Annotated in this window: 14 protein-coding genes and 1 pseudogene; 8 read left to right on the top strand and 7 right to left on the bottom strand. The window is 65.1% G+C overall.

Annotated elements, in window-relative coordinates; genetic code table 11:
* Positions 1-235: 235 nt before the first annotated feature.
* Both LWC34_RS56550 and LWC34_RS00300 read left to right on the top strand, forming a co-directional pair.
* Entirely contained in the window at positions 236-646 is a 411-nt protein-coding gene (locus tag LWC34_RS56550) for a DUF485 domain-containing protein (RefSeq protein ID WP_308199942.1), read from the top strand.
* Entirely contained in the window at positions 643-2,217 is a 1,575-nt protein-coding gene (locus LWC34_RS00300) for a monocarboxylic acid transporter (protein WP_233722367.1), read from the top strand. Before LWC34_RS56550 ends, LWC34_RS00300 begins: the two co-directional genes overlap by 4 nt.
* Here LWC34_RS00300 and LWC34_RS00295 read toward each other — a convergent pair.
* Entirely contained in the window at positions 2,194-2,991 is a 798-nt protein-coding gene (locus tag LWC34_RS00295; protein ID WP_233722366.1) for an MFS transporter, read from the bottom strand. The genes LWC34_RS00300 and LWC34_RS00295 overlap by 24 nt on opposite strands.
* Before the next feature lie 77 nt (positions 2,992-3,068).
* Between LWC34_RS00295 and LWC34_RS00290 the strand changes: the two genes are divergently transcribed.
* The 6 genes and pseudogenes from LWC34_RS00290 (at position 3,069) to LWC34_RS00265 (ending at position 7,954) form a co-directional block, all read left to right on the top strand.
* Complete coding sequence (locus LWC34_RS00290) at positions 3,069-3,539, top strand: NADPH-dependent FMN reductase (protein WP_233722365.1); 471 nt, start codon at positions 3,069-3,071, stop codon at positions 3,537-3,539.
* Entirely contained in the window at positions 3,536-3,994 is a 459-nt protein-coding gene (locus LWC34_RS00285; protein ID WP_233722364.1) for a flavin reductase family protein, read from the top strand. Before LWC34_RS00290 ends, LWC34_RS00285 begins: the two co-directional genes overlap by 4 nt.
* A gap of 53 nt (positions 3,995-4,047) precedes the next feature.
* Positions 4,048-5,370: a cytochrome P450 gene (locus tag LWC34_RS00280; RefSeq protein WP_233722363.1), complete on the top strand. Its 1,323-nt coding sequence runs from the start codon at positions 4,048-4,050 to the stop codon at positions 5,368-5,370.
* Positions 5,371-5,576: 206 nt separating this feature from the next.
* Positions 5,577-6,746, top strand: a pseudogene (locus LWC34_RS00275) (type III PLP-dependent enzyme); the annotation flags it as partial.
* Between the two features lie 24 nt (positions 6,747-6,770).
* Complete coding sequence (gene speD, locus LWC34_RS00270; RefSeq protein ID WP_233726331.1) at positions 6,771-7,136, top strand: adenosylmethionine decarboxylase; 366 nt, start codon at positions 6,771-6,773, stop codon at positions 7,134-7,136.
* The gene (locus LWC34_RS00265) at positions 7,133-7,954 is read left to right on the top strand and encodes a spermidine synthase (protein ID WP_233722362.1); all 822 of its coding nucleotides are present in this window, start codon (positions 7,133-7,135) and stop codon (positions 7,952-7,954) included. The genes speD and LWC34_RS00265 overlap by 4 nt, the downstream gene beginning before the upstream one ends.
* Here the strand turns inward: LWC34_RS00265 and LWC34_RS00260 are convergent.
* From LWC34_RS00260 to LWC34_RS00235, 6 genes are all read right to left on the bottom strand, one after another.
* Entirely contained in the window at positions 7,941-8,300 is a 360-nt protein-coding gene (locus LWC34_RS00260) for a DUF3817 domain-containing protein (protein ID WP_233722361.1), read from the bottom strand. The two genes, LWC34_RS00265 and LWC34_RS00260, sit on opposite strands and share 14 nt — an antisense overlap.
* The gene (locus LWC34_RS00255) at positions 8,287-8,661 is read right to left on the bottom strand and encodes a hypothetical protein (RefSeq protein WP_233722360.1); all 375 of its coding nucleotides are present in this window, start codon (positions 8,659-8,661) and stop codon (positions 8,287-8,289) included. The genes LWC34_RS00260 and LWC34_RS00255 overlap by 14 nt, the downstream gene beginning before the upstream one ends.
* Before the next feature lie 37 nt (positions 8,662-8,698).
* Positions 8,699-9,493: a lytic transglycosylase domain-containing protein gene (locus LWC34_RS00250; protein ID WP_233722359.1), complete on the bottom strand. Its 795-nt coding sequence runs from the start codon at positions 9,491-9,493 to the stop codon at positions 8,699-8,701.
* 42 nt (positions 9,494-9,535) lie between these two features.
* Positions 9,536-10,030, bottom strand: coding sequence for a hypothetical protein (locus LWC34_RS00245; RefSeq protein ID WP_037254747.1), 495 nt, complete (start codon positions 10,028-10,030; stop codon positions 9,536-9,538).
* 174 nt (positions 10,031-10,204) lie between these two features.
* Entirely contained in the window at positions 10,205-10,345 is a 141-nt protein-coding gene (locus tag LWC34_RS00240) for a hypothetical protein (RefSeq protein WP_233722358.1), read from the bottom strand.
* A gap of 1,085 nt (positions 10,346-11,430) precedes the next feature.
* Positions 11,431-12,564, bottom strand: a complete 1,134-nt coding sequence (locus LWC34_RS00235; RefSeq protein WP_233722357.1) for an acyl-CoA dehydrogenase family protein — start codon at positions 12,562-12,564, stop codon at positions 11,431-11,433.
* Between the last annotated feature and the right edge of the window lie 60 nt (positions 12,565-12,624).

Here is a 12,624-nt window from a genome sequence, read left to right as displayed (position 1 = left end):
TTTCGCGTAGGGCAAAGGTCCTGGATGGACGCTCAAGCCCGCCGAAGACCACCGACAGCGCTCGAATCGCACCCCTGTGAGGGACATCGGGCCTGTTCAGGGCATGAACACGCTACGGAACCGTAAGATTCACCCGGAAGTGTGAGCGTCGCCCCTCAGGTACCGCCCGCACCCGGCCGATGTAGTGATCGGACCGCCCGGTTACCCGTTGGACAAGCTGAATCGCGTCGCTAGTATGGCGCGCGCCGATTGGCGTACCGGGAAGGTACATATGACGCACTGGTCCGGCCGAACCGCTTCGGCCAGCTTTGGCAGAATCACATCTTCGATAGAAAAAGAAGTACCGGAAGGGCCCGACTTCGTCGCCATTCAACGCAGTAAGGAATTCACTGAACTGCGATCCGGAGTCCGCCGGTTCGTGTTCCCGGTGACCCTGCTGTTCTTCGGGTGGTACCTCGGATTCGTGGTGCTCGCCGCGTACTTCGGCGAGTTCATGTCGCACCGGCTGGTCGGCTTCATCAACGTCGGCCTGGTGCTCGGCGTGCTGCAGTTCGTCAGCACGCTGCTGATCACCCTGTGGTACCGGCGCTTCGCCAAGCGCCGCATCGATCCGAAGGTCGCGGCTCTACGGGAGGCACATTCATGAGTACGGACGTTGGCAGCCCGGTACTCAACATCACCGTGTTCGCCTTGTTCGTCCTCGTGACGCTGGTCATCGTGGCGAACGTGAACCGCAGGCACGCGACCGCGAACGACTACTTCACCGCTGGCGGAGCGTTCGGCGGCGGCAAGAACGGCCTCGCCCTTTCTGGCGACTTCTTGTCAGCCGCGTCGTTCCTCGGCATCGCGGGCGCGATCGCGATCCACGGCTACGACGGATTCCTGTACTCCATCGGATTCCTGGTGGCGTGGCTGGTCAACCTGCTGCTGATCGCCGAGCTGGTCCGCAACACCGGCCGGTTCACCATGGGTGACGTGCTTTCCTACCGGATGCGGGCTCGCCCGGTCCGCGCCGCGGCGGCCACGTCCACGCTCGTGATCTCGTTCTTCTACATGCTCGCCCAGATGGCCGGTGCGGGCACCGTCGTGGCGTTGCTGCTCGGCGTGCACGACGGCAGGGGCCAGGCGATCGTGATCACCGTCGTCGGCGTCGTCATGATGCTGTACGTGCTGGTCGGCGGCATGCGCGGGACAACGTGGGTACAGATCATCAAGGCCGCGATCCTGGTGCTGTGTGTCGCGCTGATGACCGTGTTCATCCTGGGCAAGTTCGGCTTCAACATCTCCGCGCTGCTTGAAGCGGCCGCGGCCAACAACGCCAAGGGCGAGCGGATTCTCGACCCCGGCGGGATGTTCGGCCAGAACAACATCAGCAAGCTCAACTTCATCTCGCTGGCGCTGGCCCTGGTCCTCGGCGCGGCGGGCCTCCCGCACGTGCTGATGCGCTTCTACACCGTGCCGAACGCCGTTCAGGCGCGCCGGTCGGTGATCTGGGCGATCGGCACGATGACCGTGTTCTACCTGGCGACTTTGATCGTCGGATACGGCGCGTCCGCGTTGGTTGGGTCAAACCGGATTCTCGCCGCGACAGGCGGGGAGAACTCGGCGGCGCCGCTGCTGGCGTACGAGATCGGTGGCACGCTGCTGCTCGGCATCGTTGCCGCGGTCGCGTTCGCCACGATCCTTGCCGTGGTAGCGGGTTTGACGTTGACCGCGTCGGCTTCGTTCGCGCATGACGTTTACTCCAACATATTCAAGCGCGGCCGGGCCAAGCCAGGGACAGAGGTACGCGTCGCACGGCTGACCGCCGTCGTGGTCGGTGGGATGGCGATTATCGGCGGAATCCTTGCCAACGGCCAGAATGTGGCGTTCCTCGTGGGCTTGGCCTTCGCGTTCGCCGCGTCCGCCAACCTGTCCACTTTGCTCTACTCGCTGTTCTGGAAACGGTTCAACACGAGCGGAACCCTGTGGGGCATGTACGGCGGGCTGGTGTCGTGTCTCGCGCTTGTCGCGATCTCACCGGTCGTCTCGGGCAGTCCGACGTCCATCTTCCCGATGGTGGACTTCGCGTTCTTCCCCTTGCAGAACCCGGGGATCGTGTCCATCCCGGTCTCGTTCATCCTCGGCTTCATCGGCACGATCATCAGCCGTGACAAGGGTGACGAGCGCAAGCACGCGGAAATGGAAGTCCGGTCACTGACCGGCATCAACCCCTGACGTGTAAAGGCGTCCAAGGAACTCGGTCAGCAGCCGCTCTCGCAACACGACCCGGGACATGTAGTCCACGCCAGCCAGCAACGTGCTGACGCCGGTCGCCTGGATGACGAACGCGGCGAGAAGTCGCCGGAACTCCCGCGACCCACGAACCGCCTCGACCAGAGCCTTGAAACCGGCCCCGGTGTCCACCTGGGTTTGCTCGGACACGCCACGAGTTCCCAGGTAAACCGTGATCGCGCCGAACAGGATCATCGCGCCGACGGCGATACCCATCGTCTGATATCCGCCGGTCGCGTCCCTGATCGCCGGAGCGCCAGCACCGGACAGCAGGATCGCCAAAGCCAGTACGGCCATTCGCCAGGTCATCAGCCTGGTTCGCTGGTCGTAGTCGGTCGTGATCTCGGCGAGCATGGCCACGTACGGCACCTGGAAGAACGCGTACGCCGTGGCACACAACAGGAACACGACACCGACGTACGCGCCGCCACCGGCGGGCAACGCGAACAACGCGGCGAAAAGGACACCGAACACGAGGCCGCCTTGCAGCAGCAACGGCCGCCGCGGACCACGGCGGTCGCTGATCCGCCCGGCAATCGGGTTGAAGATCATGTCCCACGCCTTGGGCAGCAGGACGATCAGCCCGGCCGCGGCGGCGGGCACGGCGAGCGAGTCGGTGAGATAGGGCAGCAGCAACAGGCCGGGCACCGCCGCGAACGAGCCGGTGACCAGCGACCCAAGGCTGTATCCGGCACAGATCCGGCGGCTCACGGTCATGGTCGCGGGATGTTATCCCGTGGTCCCAGTCGTTGGACACCGTTGACCTTGCCGTTCCCGATTCACATGCTCATAGCATGACGGTCGTAGGTGTATTGGTCGGCAACCCGAAGCCAGGCTCGCGCACGCTGCAGGCGGCGTTGGCGATCCGGGACGCGCTGGGCGGCACGCAAGGCCCGGTGATCGACCTCGGCGAGTTCGCCAACGAGCTGTTCGACTACACCAGTGTCCGGGTGGAACGGGCGATCGAGGACGTGCGCAACGTCGACGTGCTGGTCGTGGCGTCGCCGACGTACAAGGCCACGTACACGGGTCTGTTGAAGGCCTTCCTCGACCGGTTCGGCGCCGGATCGCTGCGCGGGAAAACGGCGGTTCCGTTGCTGGTGGCCGCCAGCGACCGGCACGCGCTGGCCGTCGAAGTGCACCTCAAACCGGTCCTCGTCGAGATCGGTTTGAGCGTTCCTGGACCGGGTTTGTTCCTCAATGAGTCGGTGTTCGCGACCGGTCTTGAGGAAGCCGTTGCCGCGCTGCTGAAGGGCACCCAATGAGTGAGGAGCTCCGGCACGCCCTGCGGCACCATCCGGCGGCGGTCACGATCGTCACCGCGCCAGGCCCGGTCGGGTTGACGGTCAGCTCGTTCGGCTCGGTGTCGATGCATCCGCCGCTGGTCGGATTCTGGGTCGGGACAAGCGCTTCAGCCTTCGAAGGCTTGACGAACGCGGACAGTTTCGCCGTGCACCTGTTGCACGCCGATCACACGGACCTCGCGGACCTGTTCGCGCGGACCAACGCCGACCGGTTCGCCGCGAGCACACACTGGGAGTCCGATGTGGACGGTGTGCCGCATCTGCTGGACGCTCCGGTTCGGTTGCGGTGCCGGACCGTGCAACGACTTTCGGTCGGCGATCACGTCGGGGTGATCGGCGAGCCGTTGGATATCGCTCATCTCGCGGAAACCCAACCGCTGCTTCGGTTTCAGGGCCGGTACACGTCCGTGGCCTAACGACGTCCCCAAAGGGCGGGCCAGCGCCGCAGCCGAGGCATAATCTTCGGCACATGGTGAATCAGCTGGCGGCCGTGACCCGGTTCCTGCGCCACGGGTTCGACGGCATGCTCACGAACTACCGGCAGTACGGACCGGTGTTCTCGATCGGCCCGTACACCTACCTGATGGGACCGGACGCGAACAAGTTCGTGTTCGCCAACCCGCAGCTGTTCAGCTGGAGCAAGGCTTTCTCGTTCCTCAAACCCGCGGTCGGCGAGACGTCCATGATCGTCAGCGACGGCGCCGAGCACAAACGCCGCCGCGGCCTCGTGCAGCCCGCGTTCCACCATCGTCACGTCAACGGCTACCTCGCCGCGCTGGCCAAGGACGCGGACGCGCTGATCGACAGCTGGCAAGACGGCCAACGGATCGATTTCGACCAGGAATTCCAGCGCGGGCTGCGCCGGATGAGCGTTCGGTCGCTGTTCGGCGACCGGATCGGCGAGCAGGCCGACCACTTCGGCGACCAGCTCGAAGCGGCGATCAGCCTGGTCGAGGAGCAGCCGCTGTTCATCGGCGCGCACCGGATCCTGCGGACCCCGGCATGGCGGCGCGCGCAGGCCGGAAAGCAGGCTGTCGACGAGCAGATCATGGCCGAGATCGCCCGGGTGCGCGCTGGTTCGGCGGACAGCGGCGTGCTGGCGAAGATGACGACCGCACGTGACGACGACGGCGCCGTGCTGTCCGATATCGAGATCCGCGACCAGGCACTCGGGTTGATCGCGGCGGGTTTCTCGGCCGTCAGCAGTGCGATGACGTGGATCGTTCACCTGTTGACGGACAATGCGCGCGAATGGGACCTGGCGCGTGCGGAAGTCACGCGGGTGCTCGGCGACCGACCTGCCACAGGCGAGGACCTGCACAAACTGGTCCGCGTGCACGGCGTCGTACAGGAGACGCTGCGCCTACGGCCGCCGACAGCCGTGAGCGTCCGTGTCCCGGTCGAGGACTTCACCTACGCGGGCAAACGGATCCGGGCGGGCCGGAAAGTGTTCTACAGCCCGTACGTGACTCATCGGCTGGCCGAGATCTGGCCGGAGCCGGAGCGGTTCATGCCGGAACGCTGGGATCCGGCGCATCCCGCATATCGCAAACCTGGGCCGCACGAGTTCCTGCCGTTCGGCGGCGGACCGCATCGATGCGTCGGCTCGACGCTGGCCATCAGCGAGCTCACGGTGCTGCTGACGAGGCTGCTTGCCCGGGTGGAGCTGGATCTTGAGCCCGGTTCGGCCGTGCCGACCAAAGCCGTCCCGATCAGGCCTCGGGATGGGCTGAGAGGCCGAGTTGGTCGCGCCGGTCATTTACGCCTCGCAACACGCCCGACATCGCCCTAACCAGGCATTCGGCCAGCTCACAACGAAGATGTCGGTTGCGTGGGGCGGGGTGAACCCGCGGTTTGGGGGTGGGCGGCCCCCGCAGGGGGTCGGAATGTGACTGCCCGGCTCGGGCGATCAACTCCGCCGAGCGGAGCGAGGCAATCAAGCACAGTGATCAGGCACACCGTCTCGATCGCATAAGCGGATTTCGTCGCGGGGCACGGCTGGACTTATGCTTCCCGGCTGTGATCGACGCCCTCCCGCAGGCGCCGGAGCGCATCAGAGCGTTCCTGGACGACCGCAGGCCACCTACCCCGTGTCTCGTGATCGACCTCGACATGGTGGCCGAAAGCCATACCAGGCTGAGGGAAACGCTCCCGGAAGCGAGGATGTACTACGCCGTCAAGGCGAACCCGGCCCCCGAGATCATCCGGCTGCTCGCCGCCGAGGGCTGCGGGTTCGACGTGGCCGGCCGCGAGGAGATCGAGCTGTGCCTCGCCCAGGGTGCGCTGCCGGAGCTGATCTCCTATGGCAACCCCATCAAGAAAGCCCGCGACATCGCGTACGCCCACCGGGTCGGCGTTCGCCGGTTCACCTTCGACAGCGAAGCCGACCTTGAGACCATCGCCACCTTCGCGCCTGGTGCGACCGTGTGGTGCCGGATCCTCGTGGACAGCACGGGTTCCCAGACGCCGTTCGGCCACAAGTTCGGGTGCGCGCCCGACATGGCCGCACGGCTGCTCGTCCGGGCCGCCGCGCTCGGGCTTGACCCGGAAGGCGTGGCGTTCCACGTCGGCTCGCAGCACCTGGATCCGCGGGCGTGGGAGCCCTGGATCGCCGCCGCTGGCCACGTGACGCGGACCGTCGCGGCGCAGGGAATCACCCTGCGGGGCTTGAACATCGGCGGCGGCTTCCCTGGCCGCTACCTCGTCGACCCGCCGCCTCTGTCGGACTATGCCAACACGATCCGTGCGGCGATCGCCCTGCACTTCGAGCACGCCGTGGAGCTCGCCATCGAGCCGGGCCGGGTGCTGGTCGCCGAGTCCGGGATGATCCGCAGCGAGGTCGTGCTGGTGTCGCGCAAGTCCGACACCGACGAAAAGCGCTGGGTGTACCTGGACATCGGGCGTTACGGCGGGATGGCCGAGACCGAGAACGAGGCGATCGCGTACCGCCTGCAGACCGCCCAGGACCACGAGCCCGCTGGGCCGGTCGTCATCGCTGGGCCTTCGTGCGACGGCGATGACGTGCTCTACCAACGGACTCCGTACGACCTGCCGTTATCCCTTCGCGCCGGTGACTACGTCGACATCATGAGTACTGGGGCGTACACCCAGAGTTACTCTTCGGTGGCTTTCAACGGGTTCCCGCCGCTTCGGACGTACTTCATCGGCGGCGCACCAGTTTCCGCCGCGGCTGTGGACGAGGTTGGCGAGTTCGCTGGTCGGCACGTGCTCGCGGAGTTCGAGGGCGTCTCAGGGGAACTGCTCAACGACGCCCAGTTCCTGTGCGAGAGCCTGGAACGCGCGCTGGACAAGGCGGGAGCGACCGTCTGCGACATGTCGTTCAAGCAGTTCGAGCCGCAGGGTGTGACCGTGCTCGCGCTGCTGTCGGAGTCGCACGCGTCCATCCACTCGTACCCGGAACGGGGTGCGGTGTTCATCGATGTTTTCACCTGCGGCCGGGTCGCCGACCCTGAGCTCGCGGTGAACTTGTTGCGGGACATGCTCGACCCGGGCGTGTCAAGGATCAGTGTCGTCCACAGAGGACAGGAGTACCGGTGAGGATCGAGGAGCCGGTCGGTGCCGGGCTGACCCGTGTCTGGCAGGTCGACGAGGTGCTCGTCGACACCAAGACGGAGTTTCAGCACCTGGTGATCGGCAAGACCGCGCAGGGCGTTTCGTTGTTCTGCGACAACGAACGGCAGAGCACGGACTTCAGCCAGCTCGTCTACCACGAGGCGCTGATGGTGCCCGCGTTCCTGCTTGCCGCGCAGGTCGACCGTGTGCTCATTGTCGGTTCCAGTGAGGGCGTCGCGAGCCAGATGGCCGTTGAGGCGGGCGCCACGGTGGTTGACCACGTCGACATCGACACGCAGGCCGTCAAGCTGTGCGCTGAGCACCTTCCGTACGGCTACACGCTCGATGAGCTTGAGGCCGCTGAGAAGGGCGACGGTCCCATCCGGGTGTTGTACGCCGACGGGTACGAGTTCATCCGTACCACCGAGGAGAAGTACGACATCGTGGTCGTGGACCTGCCTGACGAGCAGGACGACCACGACGCGCAGCAGAACCGGCTCTACGGCGCCGAATTCCTGTCGATGTGCAAACGGCTGCTCGCGCCCGGCGGCGTGGTCGCGTACCAAGGCGGCTGCCCGACGCTCTGGCGCAACGGCACGCTGATCAAGTGCTGGCGCCGGTTCGAGGAGGTCTTCTCGGCACCGGTGTACTTCGGCTCCGACGAGCACGAGTGGGCGTTCTTCTTCGGGACCTCGCAAGAGAACGAGATGGTCTCCAGGCTGCCTTCATCGAAGTACCGCCCGAAGACCATCGACGCGCTGACGCTGCAAGGCTCGACTGTTCCGCCGATCAGCCTTCGCTGAGCTCTTTCGTTACGCGGCGCTCGGCGACGAAGGACACGAACGGGATCATCCCGGCGAGCAGGATCAGCCCGGTCTTGACGATCGGCCAGCGGGCCTTGAGGCCGAGGTCGACCGTCAAGACCAGGTAGATCACGTACAGGAAGCCGTGCACCGGGCCGACGATCCGGCTGTACTGCGGCTGGTCGAACCCGTAGTTCATGATCATCGCGCCGACCAGTGCGAGCAGGCCGACACCGACGATGTAGGCGAGTACCCGGTACCGGGCCAGCGCACCCTTCAGACCAGGGGCGGCGGCGTCACGGGCCGGGCTCTCCTCGTTGGTGACGGCGGGTTCAGGGGCGGTCATGGGATTCCTTCGCGTTCAACTCGGCCAGGTAGCTGTTGTACGCGGCGAGCTCGTCATCCGGCTCAGCCTGGACCGGGTTTTGGCGTGCTGGGCGAGGCGCAGGCACTGGAGGTTCGGCGGGTCCCGCCCCGGCCCGCTCCTCGACCTCCCGCTGCTTCAGCCGCTTGATCCGCCACACCATGAACGCCGGGAACAGCCCGAACAGCGGCCATTGCAGAACGTAGCCAAGGTTTTGCCACGAACCGCTCGCCGACTCGTACCGGTTCCACTGCCACCACGCCAACAGGCACGCACCGACCAGACTGACCACACAGACGGCCACAATCGCCAGCCTGCGCACCACTACCCGGTCTCCGCGCACAGCTCGACGCTAACATCCCCACCCTGAGTGACCGTCGTCACCGGCGCTGGCTTTGTTTCGCGTACCCATCCGCGAGCCCGAACACCTTTTGGCCGTACGGCACAGAGTTGTTGTACGACAGCACCCCGGCCCACCAACCAGATGGCGAACCCATGTCACGGCCGCCGACGCACAGATACCGCGCGGCCGCCAGTGCGGCATCGTCGATCTGCTGCGGGTCACCGCGACCGTCGCCATTGCCGTCCGAAGCCCACCTCGCCCACGTGGACGGGATGAACTGCATCGGCCCCACGGCACGGTCCAGCGTCGCGTCACCGTCGTAACGGCCGCCGTCGGTGTCGGAGATGTGTTGCACGCCAACGGAACCGTCAAGCGGCACGCCGATGATCGGCTTGCTCGGCCGACCGTCAGCTCCGAGTTGGGCGCCGCCGAACTGCCCGTGGTTGGACTCGATCCGGCCGATACCGGCGAGCGTCGCCCACGACAGCTTGCAGCCAGGCGTCGTTGATCGGAGAACGAGCTCGGCGTTTCCGTATGACCGCAACGCCCGAGCCGGAACGCCGGTTGCCGCCGACACCTGGTTCGCCCAGGCAATCAACGGATCGACGCCACTCGTGGCCTGCGGGATGGTTTCCGCCACAGGTTCGGGTGCGACCTCGCCGGGTCGCACCGGCGCAGGCTGAACCTGCAATGCGGGAATCTCGGTGGTGACGGGCCCGGCTTGGGGCGCTGATGTGGCCGTCAACAGCCACACGCTGCCGCCTGCGAGCAGGACGGCCAGCGTGACCAAGGCAAGCCGCACGAGCAGCCCTCGACGACGATCAACCACCACGGGTTGTCAACGACGAGGGCCAAGCCTCGTTACGTCCCCTGATCAGGCGACGCCATTGCGCTGCTGCCGCTGCAGCCGCGCAACACACCACGCCGCCGCGCTGCCGCGACGCAGGTGCTCGAGCACTGTGAGCGGTCCGAGCCGACGGCTCAGATCGGACGGCACCAGGCCGGCCGCACGATAGTCCAGCGCACGCTGGTCAAGCGGGCTGATGCCGGCGTCCCACCACTGCTCGGCCTCGGCCAGTCCGCCAACCATCTGCCAGTAACCGGCCGCGGACGCGATCAGGTCCTGCGGCACACCGGGCAGGCGCTTGCTCATCGCCTCGATGTAGCGCGGGTCGGCCGACTGCACGCCCACCCATGACTTCGTTCCACCCTTGGAACGCTGACCAGGGATCCCCGGTTGGGAAACGGTTACCGGTCCCTCGGCGAGCCACGTCGAGGCAATCCGATTGATCTCCTCCGCTTCCGCGTCTTGCGAACGCTCAGCCGTCCACTGCCGAACCAAAGCGTCGACCCCGTGGTCGTCGACCATGCGTGCCTCCTGTGGGGGCGATGATCACTCGTTGCGGAAGACCGTAGGGTGGATGGGACCCAAGAATCCAGAGTCTGCTCATCATCAATCTCGCCACCTGGACTTTTTCCCGATATTCCACCCACTCGGTCCAATATGGATCCGCTCTTCGGCGCTAACTGTGACTCAGCGTCATTACGCGAAAACACCCTGGACGAACGTGATGATCGCTTCGGCGCCATCACGCAGCCAGCCGAGAACCGTCTGAACCGCGTTCGCTGACCCAGTCGGTTGCGTGATCAGGTAGAACAGCAGCAGTGCGACCACTGCAAGCATGACTATCTTCTTGACGTTCACCGGCCAAGCTCTCCGTCCGTATCGCACCCCTCCAGCCCTGCGCGAGCGACCACTCGACCACAGGACTGATGCCTCATCACTCTACGGGTGCCACGCTGATCGGTGCAGTCGGGCACACCCCGTAATCACCCGATAGGGGATATCCCCATCGAGAGTTTTGGTAACACATCGGATACGCGCAACTACGCATAGTTCAATTTATTGGACCAAAAGCGGCAAGCCGTCCAGCGACACGCCGGACAGTGACCCCAAGACCACCCAAACAAGTCCCCAACGACTTCATCCCCCTGGCCTAGCGCCCACTCGCGTGCGCACGAGCTCGCGTTCGCGCGGAAACGCGCGTCCTCGCGTGTGCACGCGCGTGCTCGCGTGTCCACCGGCTCCGTCATGGTGTGTTGAACACGCGAGCGGCGCATGGGGAGAAGCAACCGCGCTGGAAGCGAGTCGAGCAGTTTGACACACCGTGACGGAACGGTGGACACGCGCCAGGGCGGTGCAATGCGAGACACCGTGCAGTGGAAGCCCCGACTTTTACGGCCTGGTGTGTCCGACAGGCCCGGCCCCGTTGCTGGCTTCAAGGTCCAGCCGGGTTGGTTGGGGTGATCTTCCGCGTGTCCGCCCCACCGGCACGGCGAGTCAAACTGCTCGACTCGCCACCAGCCTGCTTGCTCGCCGCCGTGCGCCGCTCGCGCGTTCAACACGCCATGCCGGAGCGGCAGACACGCGCGGGCACCCGTCGCTGACTTCCCGCCTGTTCGCTTCGCTCACGGCGATACGTCATTGTGCTACCGGGTGCACGCCACACATTCCAGGCCCAACCCTTCATCCCCTCGATCAACGTGAGGTAAACCGCCCAACCGCTCACGCACAGTGGCTAAACGTTGGTGGGCACAGCGGAAGGCGGGTAAGCCGCCCAACCCCACACGCACCATCAACCAAACATCGGTCAGCACAACAGAAGGCAGGTACACCGCCCAACCCCACACGCACCATCAACCAAACATCGGTCAGCACAACAGAAGGTGGGCATGCCTTTGACCTGTGTGTGGACTGGGGCGCGGGTTTTACAGGGTGCGGGCGATGATTTCTTTCATGATTTCTGTTGTGCCGCCGAAGATTCGCTGCACACGGGCGGATGTCCATGCCTTCGCGATCGGATATTCGTTCATGTAGCCGTAGCCGCCGAACAGCTGTAGGCAGTTGTCGGCGACTTTGCCGAGCCGCTCAGTTGTCCACATCTTCACCATCGCGGCACCGGTTACGTCCAGTTCGCCCTTCAGGTGCCGGGTGATGCACTGATCAAGGAATGCCTGACTCACCGCCACCTCTGTCGCCGCTTCGGCCAGGACGAACTTGGTGTTCTGGAAGCCGAACAATGGGCGGCCGAATGCCGTGCGCTCTTTGGTGTACTGGATCGTCAGTTGGACCGCGAGGTCCATTGCCGCTACCGCGCTCACCGCGATGACCAGGCGTTCTTGCGGCAACTGCTGCATCAGTTGGATGAAGCCTTGGCCTTCCACGCCACCTAGCAGGTTCTCGGCAGGCACGGTCACGTTGTCGAAGAACAACTCCGCGGTGTCCTGGCCTTTCATGCCGACCTTGTCGAGGACTCGGCCGCGTCGGAAGCCTTCGGTGCCTTCGGTTTCCACCACTACCAGGGAGACGCCTGCCGCTTTTTCTTCCGGGTTCGTCTTTGCCGCGACGATGATCAGCCCGGCTTGGGCTCCGTTGGTTATGAAGGTTTTCGCGCCGTCGATCACGTAGTTGTCGCCGGTTCGGATCGCCTTGGTTTTGATTCCTTGCAGGTCCGATCCGGTGCCTGGCTCGGTCATCGCGATCGCCGCGACCAGTTCTCCCGAGGCCATCTTTGGCAGCCATCGCTGCTTCTGCTCGGTCGTCCCGTATGCGTTGATGTAGTGGGCGACGATTCCATTGTGGACGGCTACGCCCCATGCGTCGTCACCGGCGCGGGCTTGTTCCTGCAACAACACTGCTTCGTGGGCGAAGGTGCCGCCACCGCCACCGAACTGTTCGGGGATGCTCAGGCAGAGCAGTCCTACGTCGCCTGCCTTGTTCCACAGCTCGCGGTCGACCTGCTTCTCGTGGGCCCATCGCTCCTGGTGTGGGGCGAGTTCCTTCTCGCAGAAGGAGCGGGCTAGCTCACGGAAAGCCGTCACGTCCTCGTCGAGCCACGTCATGCCGCGAAAATACATGCGTGCAAGATTGCATGTAAAGTGCACACGCCTGGAGTTGGTCGG

Source organism: Kibdelosporangium philippinense, from assembly GCF_021390435.2.
Classification (GTDB): domain Bacteria; phylum Actinomycetota; class Actinomycetes; order Mycobacteriales; family Pseudonocardiaceae; genus Kibdelosporangium; species Kibdelosporangium philippinense.
Note: the sequence above shows the minus strand (reverse complement) of the source record. Positions and strands in the feature narration are given on the sequence as shown.

Bases quoted from the DNA above. Each gene is read 5' to 3' on its own strand.
- LWC34_RS56550 (WP_308199942.1), top strand. From the start codon at position 236: ATGGCGCGCGCCGATTGGCGTACCGGGAAGGTACATATGACGCACTGG.
- LWC34_RS00300 (WP_233722367.1), top strand. From the start codon at position 643: ATGAGTACGGACGTTGGCAGCCCGGTACTCAACATCACCGTGTTCGCC.
- LWC34_RS00295 (WP_233722366.1), bottom strand. From the start codon at position 2,991: ATGACCGTGAGCCGCCGGATCTGTGCCGGATACAGCCTTGGGTCGCTG.
- LWC34_RS00290 (WP_233722365.1), top strand. From the start codon at position 3,069: ATGACGGTCGTAGGTGTATTGGTCGGCAACCCGAAGCCAGGCTCGCGC.
- LWC34_RS00285 (WP_233722364.1), top strand. From the start codon at position 3,536: ATGAGTGAGGAGCTCCGGCACGCCCTGCGGCACCATCCGGCGGCGGTC.
- LWC34_RS00280 (WP_233722363.1), top strand. From the start codon at position 4,048: ATGGTGAATCAGCTGGCGGCCGTGACCCGGTTCCTGCGCCACGGGTTC.
- LWC34_RS00260 (WP_233722361.1), bottom strand. From the start codon at position 8,300: ATGACCGCCCCTGAACCCGCCGTCACCAACGAGGAGAGCCCGGCCCGT.
- LWC34_RS00245 (WP_037254747.1), bottom strand. From the start codon at position 10,030: ATGGTCGACGACCACGGGGTCGACGCTTTGGTTCGGCAGTGGACGGCT.
- LWC34_RS00240 (WP_233722358.1), bottom strand. From the start codon at position 10,345: ATGCTTGCAGTGGTCGCACTGCTGCTGTTCTACCTGATCACGCAACCG.
- LWC34_RS00235 (WP_233722357.1), bottom strand. From the start codon at position 12,564: ATGACGTGGCTCGACGAGGACGTGACGGCTTTCCGTGAGCTAGCCCGC.